This is a genomic window from Paenibacillus sp. Soil750, from assembly GCF_001428045.1.
Taxonomy (GTDB): Bacteria; Bacillota; Bacilli; order Paenibacillales; family NBRC-103111; genus Paenibacillus_E; species Paenibacillus_E allorhizoplanae.
The window spans coordinates 1-15,217 of record NZ_LMSD01000018.1; the positions used below are offsets into that span (position 1 = coordinate 1).

The 15,217-nt window shown below is 42.3% G+C and carries 23 protein-coding genes; 2 read left to right on the forward strand and 21 right to left on the reverse strand.

The window, feature by feature from the left end:
- Positions 1-287: 287 nt before the first annotated feature.
- The gene (locus ASL11_RS37520; RefSeq protein WP_056618222.1) at positions 288-518 is read right to left on the reverse strand and encodes a hypothetical protein; all 231 of its coding nucleotides are present in this window, start codon (positions 516-518) and stop codon (positions 288-290) included.
- Positions 519-670: 152 nt separating this feature from the next.
- Positions 671-1,282 carry a stage II sporulation protein M gene (locus ASL11_RS19140; protein WP_056618226.1) on the reverse strand — a complete coding sequence of 204 codons (612 nt, stop codon included), beginning with the start codon at positions 1,280-1,282 and terminating at the stop codon, positions 671-673.
- A gap of 113 nt (positions 1,283-1,395) precedes the next feature.
- On the opposite strand from ASL11_RS19140, the gene pdaB reads away from it, so the two are divergent.
- Complete coding sequence (pdaB, locus tag ASL11_RS19145; protein ID WP_056618230.1) at positions 1,396-2,178, forward strand: polysaccharide deacetylase family sporulation protein PdaB; 783 nt, start codon at positions 1,396-1,398, stop codon at positions 2,176-2,178.
- Between the two features lie 37 nt (positions 2,179-2,215).
- Here pdaB and ASL11_RS19150 read toward each other — a convergent pair whose 3' ends face one another.
- Positions 2,216-2,812: a KinB-signaling pathway activation protein gene (locus tag ASL11_RS19150; RefSeq protein ID WP_056618234.1), complete on the reverse strand. Its 597-nt coding sequence runs from the start codon at positions 2,810-2,812 to the stop codon at positions 2,216-2,218.
- A 139-nt stretch (positions 2,813-2,951) separates the two neighbouring features.
- On the opposite strand from ASL11_RS19150, the gene gerD reads away from it, so the two are divergent.
- Positions 2,952-3,725 (forward strand): spore germination lipoprotein GerD, encoded by a 774-nt coding sequence (gene gerD / locus ASL11_RS19155; RefSeq protein ID WP_056618239.1) that lies wholly within the window; start codon positions 2,952-2,954, stop codon positions 3,723-3,725.
- Between the two features lie 53 nt (positions 3,726-3,778).
- On the opposite strand, the gene ASL11_RS19160 is transcribed toward gerD, so the two are convergent.
- The 18 genes from ASL11_RS19160 to rpmD form a co-directional block, all read right to left on the reverse strand.
- Positions 3,779-4,867 (reverse strand): Mrp/NBP35 family ATP-binding protein, encoded by a 1,089-nt coding sequence (locus tag ASL11_RS19160; RefSeq protein WP_056618242.1) that lies wholly within the window; start codon positions 4,865-4,867, stop codon positions 3,779-3,781.
- 54 nt (positions 4,868-4,921) lie between these two features.
- Positions 4,922-5,683, reverse strand: coding sequence for an N-acetylmuramoyl-L-alanine amidase CwlD (gene cwlD / locus ASL11_RS19165; protein WP_056618248.1), 762 nt, complete (start codon positions 5,681-5,683; stop codon positions 4,922-4,924).
- Between the two features lie 226 nt (positions 5,684-5,909).
- The gene (locus ASL11_RS19170; RefSeq protein WP_056618250.1) at positions 5,910-6,602 is read right to left on the reverse strand and encodes a phosphoadenylyl-sulfate reductase; all 693 of its coding nucleotides are present in this window, start codon (positions 6,600-6,602) and stop codon (positions 5,910-5,912) included.
- Between the two features lie 214 nt (positions 6,603-6,816).
- Complete coding sequence (gene rpsI, locus ASL11_RS19175) at positions 6,817-7,209, reverse strand: 30S ribosomal protein S9 (RefSeq protein WP_028557465.1); 393 nt, start codon at positions 7,207-7,209, stop codon at positions 6,817-6,819.
- An 18-nt stretch (positions 7,210-7,227) separates the two neighbouring features.
- The gene (gene rplM, locus ASL11_RS19180) at positions 7,228-7,665 is read right to left on the reverse strand and encodes a 50S ribosomal protein L13 (RefSeq protein ID WP_029196440.1); all 438 of its coding nucleotides are present in this window, start codon (positions 7,663-7,665) and stop codon (positions 7,228-7,230) included.
- 174 nt (positions 7,666-7,839) lie between these two features.
- Entirely contained in the window at positions 7,840-8,601 is a 762-nt protein-coding gene (truA, locus tag ASL11_RS19185) for a tRNA pseudouridine(38-40) synthase TruA (protein WP_056618374.1), read from the reverse strand.
- Positions 8,602-8,741: 140 nt separating this feature from the next.
- The gene (gene rplQ, locus ASL11_RS19190) at positions 8,742-9,107 is read right to left on the reverse strand and encodes a 50S ribosomal protein L17 (RefSeq protein ID WP_056618253.1); all 366 of its coding nucleotides are present in this window, start codon (positions 9,105-9,107) and stop codon (positions 8,742-8,744) included.
- A gap of 24 nt (positions 9,108-9,131) precedes the next feature.
- Complete coding sequence (locus tag ASL11_RS19195; RefSeq protein WP_056618255.1) at positions 9,132-10,076, reverse strand: DNA-directed RNA polymerase subunit alpha; 945 nt, start codon at positions 10,074-10,076, stop codon at positions 9,132-9,134.
- Between the two features lie 125 nt (positions 10,077-10,201).
- Positions 10,202-10,597 carry a 30S ribosomal protein S11 gene (gene rpsK / locus ASL11_RS19200; RefSeq protein WP_028557470.1) on the reverse strand — a complete coding sequence of 132 codons (396 nt, stop codon included), beginning with the start codon at positions 10,595-10,597 and terminating at the stop codon, positions 10,202-10,204.
- A gap of 18 nt (positions 10,598-10,615) precedes the next feature.
- Positions 10,616-10,984, reverse strand: a complete 369-nt coding sequence (gene rpsM, locus ASL11_RS19205) for a 30S ribosomal protein S13 (protein WP_028557471.1) — start codon at positions 10,982-10,984, stop codon at positions 10,616-10,618.
- 19 nt (positions 10,985-11,003) lie between these two features.
- Positions 11,004-11,117: a 50S ribosomal protein L36 gene (rpmJ, locus tag ASL11_RS19210; RefSeq protein WP_003333770.1), complete on the reverse strand. Its 114-nt coding sequence runs from the start codon at positions 11,115-11,117 to the stop codon at positions 11,004-11,006.
- Between the two features lie 103 nt (positions 11,118-11,220).
- Positions 11,221-11,439: a translation initiation factor IF-1 gene (infA, locus tag ASL11_RS19215; RefSeq protein WP_009676800.1), complete on the reverse strand. Its 219-nt coding sequence runs from the start codon at positions 11,437-11,439 to the stop codon at positions 11,221-11,223.
- A gap of 2 nt (positions 11,440-11,441) precedes the next feature.
- On the reverse strand, positions 11,442-11,747 hold the full coding sequence (locus ASL11_RS19220) for a KOW domain-containing RNA-binding protein (protein ID WP_056618257.1): 306 nt from the start codon (positions 11,745-11,747) through the stop codon (positions 11,442-11,444).
- A 9-nt stretch (positions 11,748-11,756) separates the two neighbouring features.
- Entirely contained in the window at positions 11,757-12,509 is a 753-nt protein-coding gene (gene map, locus ASL11_RS19225; protein WP_056618260.1) for a type I methionyl aminopeptidase, read from the reverse strand.
- Positions 12,509-13,159 (reverse strand): adenylate kinase, encoded by a 651-nt coding sequence (locus ASL11_RS19230; protein WP_056618263.1) that lies wholly within the window; start codon positions 13,157-13,159, stop codon positions 12,509-12,511. Before ASL11_RS19230 ends, map begins: the two co-directional genes overlap by 1 nt.
- Before the next feature lie 87 nt (positions 13,160-13,246).
- Positions 13,247-14,551: a preprotein translocase subunit SecY gene (gene secY / locus ASL11_RS19235; protein WP_056618266.1), complete on the reverse strand. Its 1,305-nt coding sequence runs from the start codon at positions 14,549-14,551 to the stop codon at positions 13,247-13,249.
- On the reverse strand, positions 14,551-14,991 hold the full coding sequence (gene rplO / locus ASL11_RS19240; RefSeq protein ID WP_056618269.1) for a 50S ribosomal protein L15: 441 nt from the start codon (positions 14,989-14,991) through the stop codon (positions 14,551-14,553). The genes secY and rplO overlap by 1 nt, the downstream gene beginning before the upstream one ends.
- A 36-nt stretch (positions 14,992-15,027) precedes the next feature.
- Positions 15,028-15,216: a 50S ribosomal protein L30 gene (rpmD, locus tag ASL11_RS19245; protein WP_056618272.1), complete on the reverse strand. Its 189-nt coding sequence runs from the start codon at positions 15,214-15,216 to the stop codon at positions 15,028-15,030.
- Position 15,217: the final 1 nt, after the last annotated feature.

Below are 15,217 nucleotides of genomic sequence, written 5' to 3' on the forward strand. Positions count from 1 at the left end.
TTAATTGCTCATTTGAAGCTAGCGAGATTTTGCAATCTCTTTTATAGTCGATTGCTCGACTGTGCTTACTCACTCGTTGTTCAGTTTTCAAAGATCAATTTCTTCCACATTACATCGCCATCCGTTTAGCGGCGACTTTTTAAATATATCACAGTCACACCAGAGATTGCAAGTTTTTTTTGAAAGTTATATGTAACCTCTTCTGTAATAAGACTCACTCGCTTTTGTTACGAAGTGACGAGTTATAAAATAACACAGGTGGAGAGGGTAAGTCAAGCACTTACCCCCTATTTTTTCTGAGCTTGGTAATTACGGTTTCTGGCGTACTTTGATATTTCCTTTGGTGTCGCTAAGCGAGCATACATCCTGAAGATGACCTTGTATCTGGATTCTATAGCTCCCTTTATCTCTTGATCAATTCTCTTATCATTGAGATCGAATAGCATTTCGTCTAATTCTTTACGCAGTACATAATCTAATTCTCTGCATTCTCTCTCATTGAACAAAAATCCGAGCATACATCCATCCAAACCCCTCTCGACTGTAGAGATTCATGGCACTAACAAATTTAGTTAGACGTGGAGAGTTGAGCCAATTATGCCCCTCTTCTTTTACGCCTTATTGTTATGCTCAGATTTTGCCAATTTTATGACGAGAGATTGAAAATATTTTACAAATGCACCAACCAGTAGGTAAGTGTGCTCTCAATTATAGCCGCAATCAAAAGAAGTATAACGATTCCCATACTGAGCGGTTTGGTTAATTGAAAAATTCTAATCAATTCAATTCGAGCACTTCTTTTCTCAGCAGGCACGAGTAGCTGTACACCCATTTTCCAAACCAACATCCCTATCTTCAAGCCATATGCGCACGCAAGCAATATAACAGGGATCTCAATGATACCATGCGGCAATATCCCTTTAAGAACGATGGACAATGTACTTTCATGCGTCTGCAAAGAAAGAACATAACCTAGAATCATTCCATTAGCGATTAGCATAAAGAGCGGTAATACACCTAGGAAAACCCCACAGAAAACAATAAGCACCGACTTAATCGCGTTATTTAAAAAGATAAAAATGAACAGCCAAACCTGCGGGTTTTCTTTGGTACTTATCGATTTAATCATAGGCTGGAGTCCCTCTAATTGCTTTTCCAAGAAATGCGTAAATTGGTCGGAATTTGCCCAACCCATATACAAACTAAATCCAAAAACAAGAACAACCACAATAAAGTAATGCTTCATTTCTTTAAAATGTCTAAGCAATGCTGGAAAATTCATTTTGTAATTCCTCCAATTTCGGAAGCATAAGTACCATGTGTACGAGCATACATTATTTACTAAAGGTTATACAAGCTATCTATGGCTTGACATAAAGGAGGTACAAGCTGTTTATGAACTACTTTTTTGTAATCAACGCACGCAAATTTAAACAATATTTATTCATTGCTCTTGCCATCATCTTCTCCGCGGCCATTGTATATTCCGAACAAAGTAATGTATCCGTCTTTATGAACTCCGAGCCATCGGCTATCTACAGCGTGCAGACCGAAAAGAAAGTTATCGCCCTTACCTTTGATATTTCTTGGGGGGATACTCGAGCTGAACCGATCTTGAAAATCCTAAAGGACAATGGTGTTAAGGATGCAACATTCTTCTTATCCTCGCCCTGGAGTAAGAGCCATCCCGACATTGTCTCGCACATCAAAAGCTACGGATTCGAGATTGGTAGTCACGGAAACAAATTTGACAACTACAGCGATCTAAGTGACGAGGAAATTCGAAACGAAATTACTACTGCACATGGCATTTTAACAGAATTAATTGGTAAGGAGCCTAACCTCATTCGCCTACCTAATGGCGACTTCGACAAGCGTGTGTTGCGCATTGCTGATGATCTCGGCTATTCCGTCATACAATGGGATACAGACTCTCAGGATTGGCTGAATAAAGGCGTCGACACCCTTGTAAACCGTGTAGTGAGCAAGGCACATCCTGGCGATATCGTTCTTCTACATGCGAGCGACTCCTCCCAACAAACACATGAGGCTTTGCCCGCCATCATTCAACAACTAAGAGAAAAAGGATATCAGTTCGTAAGTGTTAGTGAGCTCATTAAGCAAACCCAGGTGGAGACAACCCCTGTTGAGGATCAAGCCATGAAACAAATCCATTAGTATTTATGAATAAATTTTAAAAAAAGAGCTAATCAAATTAGCTCTTTTTGTTATCCAATATTTTATGTAGGGTAAGAATCTGCCATGCATTACAGACGAACAATGGTGCCAACATAAATAGACTTGATGCCGTGTTATCCAATTTCAATGCTGGTACAGCCTCAAGCACAGTAACTGCCGTCATGAAAAATAAAGTAGGAATGAATGCATTCCGATTCGTCATTTTTACCTTCCAATAACTTACTGCTAAAGAAATCACTAATACGCACACAGGCAAGATAAAATATCCAAGCAGCGATTCTGAACTGTTGAAATTCGTTTTCCTCAAGTAGACAAGGTCGAATAAAACAACAATAACAACGGCAAGCTGCAACAAGTCCCATACTGTTTTAGATCGTATAATACCAACAGCAATGAACCTAACTATTAAATATGCGAAGAAGCCCATTTGACTCAATACACTTATCGTAGCTCCACCAAGAATCATATTAATCAAATTAAATCCGACCGCCGATAAGCCCATTACAGAGAATTCTTTGTCTGAAAATTGAAGGATAAGTCCAACCCCAGTGGATACTACAATCCCTAATACTAATGTTGTCCAAAATAAGTGAAACCATTTACGTAAAGTCACGTTTTATTCCCTCCACACATCAACTCTAATTGTTAATTGTACCAATCTTTACGTTAAAAAGCCAATAATGTCCCCTTATATTCTGACCCTAACCACACATACTAAGACCATTAAAGTTCAGGGAAGGGAGCATGTAGTTATGTTAAAGACAAGACTTAGAAAGCTTCAGGTCCTACCGGCTATATCATTGGCTTTTCTTCTCGCCTCTTGTGGTACAGATAACTCATCTCAAGGCCAATCTCAAGCCAACACGTACAAAGAACAAAAGACAATGATCCTTGATATTCTGAAGTCAGATGATGGTAAAAAAGCAATAAGTGCTGCAAATCGAAGTATCATGAATGGAGATGTAGGTGCTAACAGCGTTGCTGGCCAATCACAAATTAAACTACTATCTGCGAATGAGTCCCTGCAGCTTCAAATGGCTGTCAAGGATGTACTGACCGCTAAGGAAAATAATATGTTTTTGACCGATATGATGAAGGACCCTAAGTTCGCAGGTGACTTTGCCACGGCAATCCAAAAAGAAACCAAACAGATGTTCAAGGAACTGCTCAAGGACCCTACCTACCAAAAATCACTGATTGATGTTATGAAAAACCCAGATTATGAGAAAATGGTCCTTGATGTTATGAAAACAGCACCATACCGCCAGCAAATGATGACAGTCATGGAGGAATCCATCCAAAGCCCTCTTTTCAGGGCGCAAATGGTTGAATTACTTAAGTCTGCTATCGCCCAACAAAGCAAGCCTGATCAAATGCCTTCCGCAAAGAGCACAGAAAAAAGTGATGATAAAGCCAAAGAAGGAGATAAAAAACAAGACGGCGGGGATGAAAAACAGAAGGATGATTCCTCAGGGGACTCCGATAAACAAGGTGAAGAGAAGAAAGATGGAGGTTCTGATTCATAAACGAAAAAGGAAGAGTTGGCAGATTCCTTCTGCTTCCTCTTCCTTTTTTCGCACTATTTATCCAGCTTCGTAATTATCCGATCCGCTATTTCCAAATAGATTTGACCCGCTTTGGATTCTGCCTTATATACGGACGGCGAGTAATCTATTTCAGATATATGATTATCAGGCGCTCCTAATGGAATTTGCGCTAATAGCTCACTGTGTAGATCTTCAGCAAGTTTAGCACCTCCACCTTTACCAAAAACATGCTCAATGCTGCCATCCTTACTTTCATAGTAAGACATGTTCTCAACGATACCCAAAATTTCATGATTCGTTTGAATGGCCATAGCACCGGCTCTAGCAGCTACAAAAGCTGCTGTAGCATGTGGTGTCGTAACAATGATCTCTTTGCTTTGCGGTATGAGCTGATGCACATCAAGTGCAACATCGCCAGTACCCGGAGGAAGGTCTAGGAGGATGTACTCCACATCTCCCCAATTTACTTCATTGAAGAAGTTGCGTAGCATTTTACCTAACATCGGCCCACGCCATACAACAGGTGCATTGTCTTGGACAAAGAACCCCATCGATATCACTTTTACTCCAAATTTCTCAACAGGAATAATCACGTTTTCTACCAACTGCGGCTGTTCTTCAATCCCCATCATATCCGGAATACTAAATCCATAAATATCCGCATCGATGATCCCTACCTTTTTCCCTTTACGAGCCAGTGCGACTGCTAGATTAACTGTGACTGTTGATTTACCAACGCCACCTTTGCCACTCGCAACAGCGATGAACTCCACCGTAGAAGATTGTCCAAGAATCGGCTGCTGAATCGGAGGTTGAACAGGCTTCTGCTGGTTTGTATCCGCCTGATGTGAAGTTCCTTCCAAACGACTCCGCTCATGGTCCGTCATCAATCTAAACCGGATATGAACTTGAGGTACTCCTATATTTGCTAAAGATTGTTGAATAAATGCTCTGGCTTGCTCCTTATATCCTTCATCCTCGGTTACTACGAGCAAACTTAAGGATACCGCATCTTCTTTCACCATTACATCACGAATCAAATTTAATTCCACTACACTTTTATTAAACTGGGGATCTATTAGCTTGCTCAACGCTTCTAGAATTTGATCTTTATGTACCATAGCCACATCACACCTTTATTGGGACATTGTATTCGCGGCTTTTATTATAACATATTATGAAGCAGAACCCACTTTTTCACCTGCATAATATCTCAAAATTCCTTGATAAACTGATGCTGCCAGTATCTTCTGGTAGTTCTCATCAGCTAATAACTTCGCCTCTTCTGGGTTTGAAAGAAAGCCTACCTCAACAAGTGCACTTGGGATTTTCAACGTTTTTAACAGATACACAGTCTTATCCGCCAACTTAGCAACACGATCGGTATTTTCTAAATTACGCTTAAGCTCGGACTGAATGAGTGCCGCTAGATTGGGATTATCAGGATTATTCAAATAATAGAACGTTTGTGCGCCTCTCCATTTATCCGATGGAATACTGTTCAAATGAATACTCAAAAACATATCGGCATTATTGTTCTGAATCAAGTCCGCGCGGTTGTGGAGATCCTGCGTCTTACGTTTGCTGTAGCCTTTCGTACCCGAATCCGCTAGATCAGTATCCGTTTCTCTTGTTAAAACCACAATCGCACCAGCTTGTTGTAAGTAGTCGCGTAGCCGCAAGGTTATAGCTAAATTGATGTCCTTCTCGATGATACCACCCTTACTCTCCGCCCCACCGTCTGGCCCCCCATGACCGGCGTCTAGCGCTATTGTCTTACCCGATAAAGGGAGCGTCCAATCCGACCAGGTCTTCGTTGTAGGGAGCTCGTACGCATAAATAAAGACAACCAAGGCAACCAGCATAGCTGAAAGCAATAGCTTCAGACTACTGTGAAAGGTCAGCCATACCACCAACCTCTTCTTCCTTTTACGCATAAAAAATCCACCTCTGTTCCCCTATAGACTCTGTAACATCTATATGGGACAGGGTGGACAAATATACCAGACTTATACGCGATATTCAGGGTCGCTTCAACCTTCCACCTACACCCGTGTAATCGCGTCATACGATGAAATTCGAACAACAATTAGTCCTAAGTACAATCGCATGTAGAATCGCTTCACGAGGCCTTGTATTGTGCATTGCAGTGTTGAAACAAACTTACTTATGGAGACCACATTCCGTTTTCTCAATACTTGCCCAACGTCCCGCGCGCGGATCTTCACCTTCGGCGACTTGGCGTGTGCAGTGCGTGCAACCGATACTAGGATAGTTACGATCATGCAACGGGTTGTATATCACATCATTGTCGCGGATGTATTGCCATACGTCTTCTGAAGTCCATCCAGCTAGTGGGTTGAATTTAATTAGACCAAATTTCACATCGTATTCAACTTTTTTAGCATTTGCTCGAGTAGGTGCTTGATCGCGGCGAATACCAGTAATCCACGCATCATAGTTTCTAAGGATATCTGTAAGTGGATCAACTTTACGTATGTTGCAGCATTGGTTCGCGTCACTTTTCCATAGCTCATCCCCAAATTTCTCCGCTTGCTCATCAAGAGTTAACTTAGGCAATACTTGAACGAATTTCGTACCATAGTGCTTCTCAAGACGATCTTTCGTTTCATAAGTCTCATCAAAGTGCACATTCGTATCCAAGTAGAAGATATCTACGTTTGGGTTAATCTTTTGCAGCATGTCGACCAACACCACATCTTCCGCTCCAAAACTACAAGCAAGTGTCAATCTTTGAAATGTATCTACAGCTAATTTCAATATGGCTTCAGGCGATTGATTTTCGAATTCTTCCGCAGCTTTCGTTACAAATGCTTCTTTCTCAAATAGATTCATCTTCCGATTCCTCCAATAGTCGACAATCCCGACTGATTTTGTATGATTTATAACTTCATTATATCTGACTTCTACAAGGTGTCAATTACTTTTTATCATTTTGGTATTAACTTATTCTATTGGGATAAAGTTGGATCATGATGAACATAAAAAAGAAAAACCTCTCCAGCCATAAGCCGAAAAGGTTCTTCTTGTGTGCCAAAGGCACAATATCTTAACGTTTGGAGAATTGAGGAGCACGACGTGCTGCTTTCAATCCGTATTTTTTACGCTCTTTCATACGGGAATCACGTGTTAAGAATCCAGCTTTTTTCAAGGATCCACGGTATTCCGGATCAGCTTTCAACAATGCACGGGAGATACCGTGACGAATTGCGCCAGCTTGTCCGCTGATTCCGCCGCCATTTGCAAGAACTAGAACATCGTATTGACCGATAGTTTCAGTAAGAGCAAGTGGTTGTTTTACGATTAGCTTCAATGTTTCTAGACCGAAATACTCATCTAGATCACGTTTATTGATGATGATGCGTCCTTCACCCGGTATTAAGCGAACACGCGCTACCGAATGTTTACGACGACCCGTTCCATAATATTGAACTTGTGCCACGAAACGTTCCTCCTTATATTAACCGCGAAGATTCCAGACTTCTGGTAGTTGTGCTTGGTGCGGATGCTCTGCTCCACCGTAGACTTTAAGCTTAGTTTTCAAGCTGTCGCCTAGACGGTTCTTAGGAAGCATACCATGAACTGCGAATTCGATCATACGATCAGGCTTGCTGTTAAGCAAGTCTTGAGCGGAAGTCACTTTCAAACCACCTTGGTACAAAGAGTGACGGTAGTACATTTTGTTTTGCATTTTCTTACCAGTAAGCTTAATTTGGGAAGCATTGATAACAACAACGAAATCACCAGTATCTACGTGTGGAGTGAACTCCGGTTTGTGCTTACCGCGGATAATGCTAGCAACTTCACTTGCAAGACGGCCAAGTGTTTGGCCTGCAGCGTCAACAATGTACCATTTACGCTCTACTTCATTTGGCTTAGCCATATATGTGGTGCGCATGCTTAATCCTCCTAAAAATATATCTGAAATACATAAGTTATAGTTGTTAATTATTCATAAGCGATGGATAGTTATGGTCATTTGTGATCAGGGGCTGTGGGGTAGCCGATCACGAAACGCCAAGTTATATTTTACACGATAACGTCTTAATAATCAAGTAGTAATGATAACTTTTTAATAGTCGACTTTCCACAAGGTTAATCCCATGGCTTCAGCTGTAGGACCCGCTTGAGAGCGATCTCTGGCCTCGAGAACACGTTGCATATCGCTAGATGGTCTCTTACCCTCACCGATCTGTATCAACGTTCCTACGATGATCCTCACCATGTTATAAAGAAAACCATTTCCCGTTATGATTAACCGGATACGTTCTACTTTACCTGTTGCCAACAACTCATCTGATTCGGTCTCCATACGTACCTCATATAAGGTTCTCACTTTGATTTCCTTATCCGTTCTCACTGTGCAAAACGAAGTAAAATCATGCTCACCTAGCAAACAAGGGAGCGCCTCTCTCATGGCTTCCACATTTAAATGCGTGGGGTGATGATACTCGAAGTTGCGGTGAAAGACATCAGGGAAGCGCGCCGAACGAATCGTATAACAATAAGTTTTACGTTTCGCGGCTTTGCGAGAGTGAAATGTAGGGAGGACTTCTTCTGCAGTATGTGCGACGATGTCCCTGGGTAGTCTAGCATTTAGAGCTAAACACCAACGTTCTACTGGAATCTTAGAACTCGTTGTAAAATTAATAACTTGCGCCTTGGCATGAACACCGGCATCTGTCCGACCTGATGATATGACTTTCACTGTCTCACCTGTCAGCAAGAACACGGCCTGCTCTAAACGATATTGCACCGTATCAGATCTAGGCTGTATCTGAAAGCCAGAGTAAGATGTACCATCATAGCTTATGGTAAAACGTAGATTTCTCAAGGCTTGTTCCTCCATGAGTCATCCTTTCTACCTAGCTTGAGTTGCTTAAGCAGCTCAAAACACTAGAACGCGATCCAAGACTGCAAAAAAAGGGCTTCACCAGAATCTAGTGATTCCGTCCACCCTTTCCCATCCGTCTTCTATGCGCGATCTACTAGCTCTAGGTAAACCATTGGTGCTGCGTCACCGCGGCGTGGTCCCAGTTTAAGGATACGAGTGTATCCGCCTGGACGCTCGGAATAACGTGGTGCCAATTCAGAGAATAGTTTTTGAATCGCATCTTGATTTTCGTTAGCAGCTTCTCTACGAACAAAAGCAGCAACCTGACGGCGTGCGTGAAGATCTCCGCGTTTCGCAAGAGTAATTAACTTCTCAGCGATTGAACGAATTTCTTTAGCTTTTGCTTCTGTTGTTTGAATGCGCTCATGTATGAACAGATCCGTTACCAGATCACGAAATAATGCTTTACGATTACTGGAATCGCGGTTCAATTTTCTGTAGTTCATTGAGTTAACCTCCTTCTGACAAGATTATTCCTCGGTACGTAGACCCAGACCCAGCTCTTCGAGCTTCTCTTGAACTTCTTCAAGGGATTTGCGTCCTAAGTTCCGAACTTTCATCATGTCTTCTTCTGTTTTGGTAATCAGCTCTTGTACGGTATTAATCCCTGCACGTTTGAGACAGTTGTAAGAGCGAACGGAAAGGTCTAGTTCTTCGATCGTCATCTCAAGAACTTTTTCTTTCTTATCTTCTTCTTTTTCAACCATGATCTCAGCGTCTTTTGCTTCATCCGTCAAACCAACGAACAAGAGCAAATGTTCAGTTAAGATTTTAGCGCCCAAGCTTACTGCTTCTTCTGGACGAATACTTCCATCGGTCCACACTTCGAGGGTCAACTTATCATAGTTAGTCACTTGGCCGACGCGAGTATTCTCAATAGCGTAGTTTACCCGAGTAATAGGCGTGTAGATCGAATCAATTGGAATTACACCAATTGGTTGCTCTTCATGCTTATTTTTGTCTGATTGGACGTAACCGCGCCCTCTGCCCGCATGAATCCTCATATGAAGACGTGCATCTGGAGACAAGGTAGCGATGTGTAAGTCCGGGTTAAGGATTTCAACATCACTATCACCGCGGATATCAGCCGCTGTAATGTTACCTTCTCCTTCAGCATCAATTTCTAGCACTTTCTCCTCATCGGAGTGAATCTTCAACGATAAACCTTTGAGATTGAGGATAATTTCCGTAACATCCTCAAGCACGCCAGGAATCGTTGAAAATTCGTGCAAAACGCCATCGATTTGGACAGAGGTTACTGCTGCCCCCGGTAAGGAGGACAGTAAGATACGACGTAGTGAGTTTCCTAAGGTTGTACCGTAGCCACGCTCCAACGGTTCAATGATAAATCTACCATAAGCGCCATCTTCACTTAATGCTACAGTTTCTATTTTTGGCTTTTCAATTTCGATCATGAAATGTACCCTCCATTCAATACGTCGGTTCCCTCTGGATACTTCGTTGAAAATTTCATAGTATGCCTATCCTTCAAACCATTATTCACGATTTTGGAATAATTATACTACAAAGTGATCCTGAATTATACGCGACGACGTTTTGGAGGACGGCAGCCATTATGAGGAACCGGCGTCACGTCTTTAATCAGGTTTACTTCAAGACCTGCTGCTTGCAAAGAGCGGATTGCTGCTTCGCGGCCAGCGCCTGGACCTTTAACCATAACTTCAACAGTTTTCAAGCCGTGCTCCATTGCTGCTTTTGCTGCTTTTTCAGCTGCCATTTGTGCTGCGAAAGGAGTGCTTTTACGGGAACCTTTGAATCCAAGGTTTCCTGAACTTGCCCAAGAAATTGCGTTACCATGCGGATCCGTGATCGTTACGATCGTGTTGTTAAATGTTGAACGGATGTGTGCTACACCGCTCTCAATATTTTTCCGGTCACGACGTTTCGTACGGACGACTTTTTTAGGTTTTGCCATTAGCTCTAACCCCCTTTATTATTTCTTCTTATTAGCTACTGTACGACGAGGACCTTTACGTGTACGAGCATTAGTTTTAGTACGTTGACCACGAACAGGAAGACCACGGCGGTGACGAAGACCACGGTAGGATCCGATTTCGATTAGACGTTTGATGTTTAGGGAAATTTCACGGCGAAGATCGCCTTCTACTTTAAGGGTTTTGTCAATTACATCACGGATTTTGCTCACTTCATCTTCAGTCAAGTCACGAACGCGAGTACTCGCATCGATACCTGTGGAAGCAATGATTTTCTGAGCAGTTGTAGTGCCGATACCGAAAATGTAAGTCAACGCGATTACAACTCGTTTGTCACGAGGTAAGTCAACTCCAGCTAAACGTGCCATCTACAGAATGCACCTCCTTTTAACCTTGTTTTTGTTTGTGCTTAGGATTTTCGCAAATTACCATTACATTGCCTTTACGGCGAATGACTTTACATTTTTCACAAATCGGTTTTACTGACGGTCTTACTTTCATTTTAAGCCCTCCTTTTTATCGTAAGCAACCATGTTGCGTTTTCGTTAGAAAACTTGCTTCGTAAGCATACGCCTTGAGAGAGTATTACTTCTAAGCCGAACATTTATTTGAAACGGTAGGTTATACGGCCTCTCGTCAAATCATAAGGCGATAATTCTACGGTAACCTTATCTCCAGGCAAAATGCGAATAAAATGCATTCTGATCTTTCCTGAAACATGGGCTAGGATTTTATGACCATTTTCCAATTCAACTTTAAACATTGCATTCGGAAGAGGTTCAATCACTGTACCTTCTACTTCAATTACATCTTCTTTGGCCACAGTCATTCTCCTTTCTCTTGTGCTTCAACTTGCATAAGTTCAACAAATTTGGCGATTGCAAAGCGCAATTTCCCATTAGTCACACGACCTGTTTCCCTAATGCTTGACGCTACTTCACTGCTAATCGTTTCTTGTAAATGAAGATGATTCAGGTTCTTCTTCTTCGGTTGATCGAATTTACGACGATCGCCGTCGGCAAGCCAGACAAAACGATGATCTTCAATCCCAATCACGACCGCATATTCTCCGGGATCTCTACCGCGAAGCACCTTTACGATTTGACCCACTTGAGGAATCTTACTATCCACTCAGTTCACCTACGATCTAGGCAAAGTTAGTATTTCATAACCAGCTGCCGTAATAGCAACCGTATGTTCGAAATGAGCACATAGGGTACGATCTGAAGTGACTACAGTCCAATCGTCTTCGAGTGTTTGGACAAATCTTTCGCCAACAACCACCATGGGTTCAATGGCTAGGACCATGCCTGGTTTGAGTCGAGGACCTTTGTCAGGTATACCATAGTTCGGAATTTGTGGTTCTTCGTGAAGATCCGTTCCAATACCATGACCGACATACTCTATAACCACGGAGAAGCCTGCGTCTTCAATACAAGTTTGGATTGCATGCGACAACGTGTAGAGTCTAGCATCCGGTTTAGCTTCTGCAATGCCTCGATAGAGTGACTCTTCTGTCACAGTCAACAAGCGCTGAGCTGTTTCAGAAATTTCACCGACAGGATATGTCCAAGCAGAATCTCCATGATAACCTTTATATTGAGCACCAATATCAATGCTGATAATGTCGCCCTCAACTAGCTTTCTTGGACCAGGAATACCATGAACTAATTCTTCGTTGACTGAAGCACAAATGCTCCCAGGAAAACCATTGTAACCTTTGAAAGATGGAATTGCTCCCTGACTGCGAATGAATCCCTCTGCGATCTGATCAAGTTCTTTCGTTGTAATGTTCGGACGAATCGCCCTTGCCAATAAGCGGTGCGTTTCGGCTACGATACGACCAGCTTCTCGCATTAGGTCTAGTTCAACCTCGGACTTACAAATGATCATTACGCTAGACCTCGTAGCAGTGAGCTAATTTGTTCGGTTACCGCATGAATGTCTTGTTCCCCGTTAACCTCACGCAATAATTCCCTCTTTTGGTAGTAATCCAGAAGCGGAGCCGTTTTGTTAATGTATTCATCCAAACGTGTTCCGACTTTCTCTTCCGTATCATCAGATCGTTGGTACAACTCACCGGAACATTTATCGCATACGCCTTCTTGCTGAGGTGGGTTGAAGATTACATGATACGTAGAACCACAGGATTTACAAATTCTTCGGCCAGTTAGTCGTGCTAACAGATAACTGCGATCAACAGCTAGATTGATTACGACCTCAATCTTCTTACCAAGTGAATCAACGATTTCAGACAATGCATCAGCTTGAGCTACCGTTCTAGGGAACCCATCTAGCAAAAATCCTTTATCGCAATCCGGTTGGGCAAGACGCTCTCTCACAATACCGTTCGTAATTTCATCAGGAACAAGAAGCCCCTTATCTACATATCCTTTAGCTTCAATACCCATTGGAGTACCTTGGCTCATTGCTGCGCGAAATGCATCGCCAGTTGAAATATGAGGAATTTGAAACTCAGAAACGATTTTCTCTGCTTGCGTACCTTTGCCTGCACCAGGAGGCCCCATAAATATTACGTTCACAATTAAAACCTCCCCATCGCACTCGGCATTACGAACAGCACAATAGGTGCCGATGTCGCAGAAACTTGCCCCATCAGTACCTATTAGCTATTTATTGATGAACCCTTTGTAATGACGCTTAATCAATTGGCTCTCGATTTGCTTCATTGTCTCAAGACCAACGCCTACTACGATAAGCAAAGATGTACCACCTATTTTAACCGAACTAGGCAATCCAGCAAGTCCTCCAAATAGCATTGGAAGAATGGAAATTGCTGAAAGGAACAAAGCTCCAGAAAGAGTAATTCTAGTCATTACGCGTGTCAGATAAGTCGACGTTGTTTTACCTGGTCTGATACCTGGTATGTATCCGCCGTTCTTCTTCATCTGATCAGCCATTTGAACTGGATTAATTTGTACGAAGGTGTAGAAGTAGGTGAAACCGATAATCAGCAGTACATACAGTACAATCGCTAATGGTGCAGTTTGGTTAATACTCAAGTTGTTAATAATCCATTCTGCGACTACATTCCCTCTCCAGTAGCTTGCAATGGTTGGAGGAAACATCAAAAGTGATAATGCGAAGATTACAGGGATAACACCAGCAGCATTCACTTTAAGTGGAATGTGTGTTGTTTGCCCACCATACATTTTACGACCAACTACTCGCTTAGCATATTGTACAGGTATCTTACGAACACCTTGTTGTACGAATATAACGCCAGCAATAATCAGGATAACAACTAAAGCAATAATGATTAGTTTCACAATGTTCAGGAACAGAGCTCCATCGGTTGCAAAGAGTGATTTGTAGATTTGTTGAATGCTTGTTGGAATCGCTGAAACGATACCAGCAAAGATGATAATGGAAATACCGTTACCAATCCCGTATTCCGTGATTTGCTCACCTAGCCACATCAAGAAAGCTGTACCAGCTGTCAACACGATAGCGATTAATGCGAAAGTTGTAAACCCAGCATCAATGACCAAACCACTGTATAAGCGATTAAAGCCAATTGAAAGACCGAAAGCTTGAATCAACCCTAGAACAATCGTACCGTAACGAGTCACCTGCGTCATTTTCTTTCTTCCGACATCTCCTTCTTTTGCCCACTGCGCAAAGCGCGGGATAACATCCATGGACAAAAGCTGAACAATGATCGAAGCCGTGATATAAGGCATAATTCCCATCGCGAAGATGGAGAATTGGAAGAGCGCACCGCCGGAGAACGTGTTAAGCAAACCAAAGACATCGCTCTGATTCGCTTGATCTTGAAGTTTCAGAACATCTGTATTAATGTTTGGTACCGGAATAAAGGCACCCAAACGGTAGACGATTAGCAAGATAAGCGTGAAGAGAATTCTTCTGCGTAAATCTTCTACTTTGAAGATGTTGGCTATGGTATTGAACATTAAATCACCTCGGTTTGACCGCCGGCAGCTTGGATTTTCTCAATCGCTGATTGAGAGAACTTATTCGCTTTAACGGTTAATTTTACTGTGATTTCACCGTTTCCTAAAATCTTAATGCCGTCTTTAGGAGCTTTAACAATACCAGTCTCCATTAAAACTTCTGGAGTAACTTCAGTACCAGCTGCGAAATTGTTCAAGTCTTCAAGATTAACGATCGCGTACTCCGTACGGAAACGGTTCGTAAATCCACGCTTAGGTAAACGACGATACAATGGGTTTTGTCCACCCTCAAATCCAGGACGAACGCCTCCACCGGAACGTGCGTTTTGACCTTTGTGTCCGCGAGTTGATGTTTTACCCATACCACTACTTGTTCCACGTCCAACACGCTTAGGTGATTTACGAGCGCCAGTAGCAGAACTTAGCTCATGTAACTTCATCGTTGCACACCTCCTCTAGATCTTAAATTCGTATTTCTATGCTTCGATTTCTTTAACTTCTACCAAATGGCTTACTTGGTTAACCATACCTCTGATTGCAGCATTATCTTGGTGAAGAACAGTTTGGTTAATCTTACGAAGACCAAGAGTTTTCACTGTAATGCGTTGCGTTTCAGGGCGGCCGATCAAGCTGCGTTTTAGGGTAACTTGTAATTGTTTAGCCATG

Coding starts and splice junctions, on each gene's coding strand:
- ASL11_RS37520 (WP_056618222.1), bottom strand. CDS start 518: ATGCTCGGATTTTTGTTCAATGAGAGAGAATGCAGAGAATTAGATTAT.
- ASL11_RS19140 (WP_056618226.1), bottom strand. CDS start 1,282: ATGAATTTTCCAGCATTGCTTAGACATTTTAAAGAAATGAAGCATTAC.
- pdaB (WP_056618230.1), top strand. CDS start 1,396: ATGAACTACTTTTTTGTAATCAACGCACGCAAATTTAAACAATATTTA.
- gerD (WP_056618239.1), top strand. CDS start 2,952: ATGTTAAAGACAAGACTTAGAAAGCTTCAGGTCCTACCGGCTATATCA.
- ASL11_RS19160 (WP_056618242.1), bottom strand. CDS start 4,867: ATGGTACATAAAGATCAAATTCTAGAAGCGTTGAGCAAGCTAATAGAT.
- cwlD (WP_056618248.1), bottom strand. CDS start 5,683: ATGCGTAAAAGGAAGAAGAGGTTGGTGGTATGGCTGACCTTTCACAGT.
- ASL11_RS19170 (WP_056618250.1), bottom strand. CDS start 6,602: ATGAATCTATTTGAGAAAGAAGCATTTGTAACGAAAGCTGCGGAAGAA.
- rplM (WP_029196440.1), bottom strand. CDS start 7,665: ATGCGCACCACATATATGGCTAAGCCAAATGAAGTAGAGCGTAAATGG.
- rplQ (WP_056618253.1), bottom strand. CDS start 9,107: ATGAACTACAGAAAATTGAACCGCGATTCCAGTAATCGTAAAGCATTA.
- ASL11_RS19195 (WP_056618255.1), bottom strand. CDS start 10,076: ATGATCGAAATTGAAAAGCCAAAAATAGAAACTGTAGCATTAAGTGAA.
- rpsK (WP_028557470.1), bottom strand. CDS start 10,597: ATGGCAAAACCTAAAAAAGTCGTCCGTACGAAACGTCGTGACCGGAAA.
- rpsM (WP_028557471.1), bottom strand. CDS start 10,984: ATGGCACGTTTAGCTGGAGTTGACTTACCTCGTGACAAACGAGTTGTA.
- rpmJ (WP_003333770.1), bottom strand. CDS start 11,117: ATGAAAGTAAGACCGTCAGTAAAACCGATTTGTGAAAAATGTAAAGTC.
- map (WP_056618260.1), bottom strand. CDS start 12,509: ATGATCATTTGTAAGTCCGAGGTTGAACTAGACCTAATGCGAGAAGCT.
- secY (WP_056618266.1), bottom strand. CDS start 14,551: ATGTTCAATACCATAGCCAACATCTTCAAAGTAGAAGATTTACGCAGA.
- rplO (WP_056618269.1), bottom strand. CDS start 14,991: ATGAAGTTACATGAGCTAAGTTCTGCTACTGGCGCTCGTAAATCACCT.
- rpmD (WP_056618272.1), bottom strand. CDS start 15,216: ATGGCTAAACAATTACAAGTTACCCTAAAACGCAGCTTGATCGGCCGC.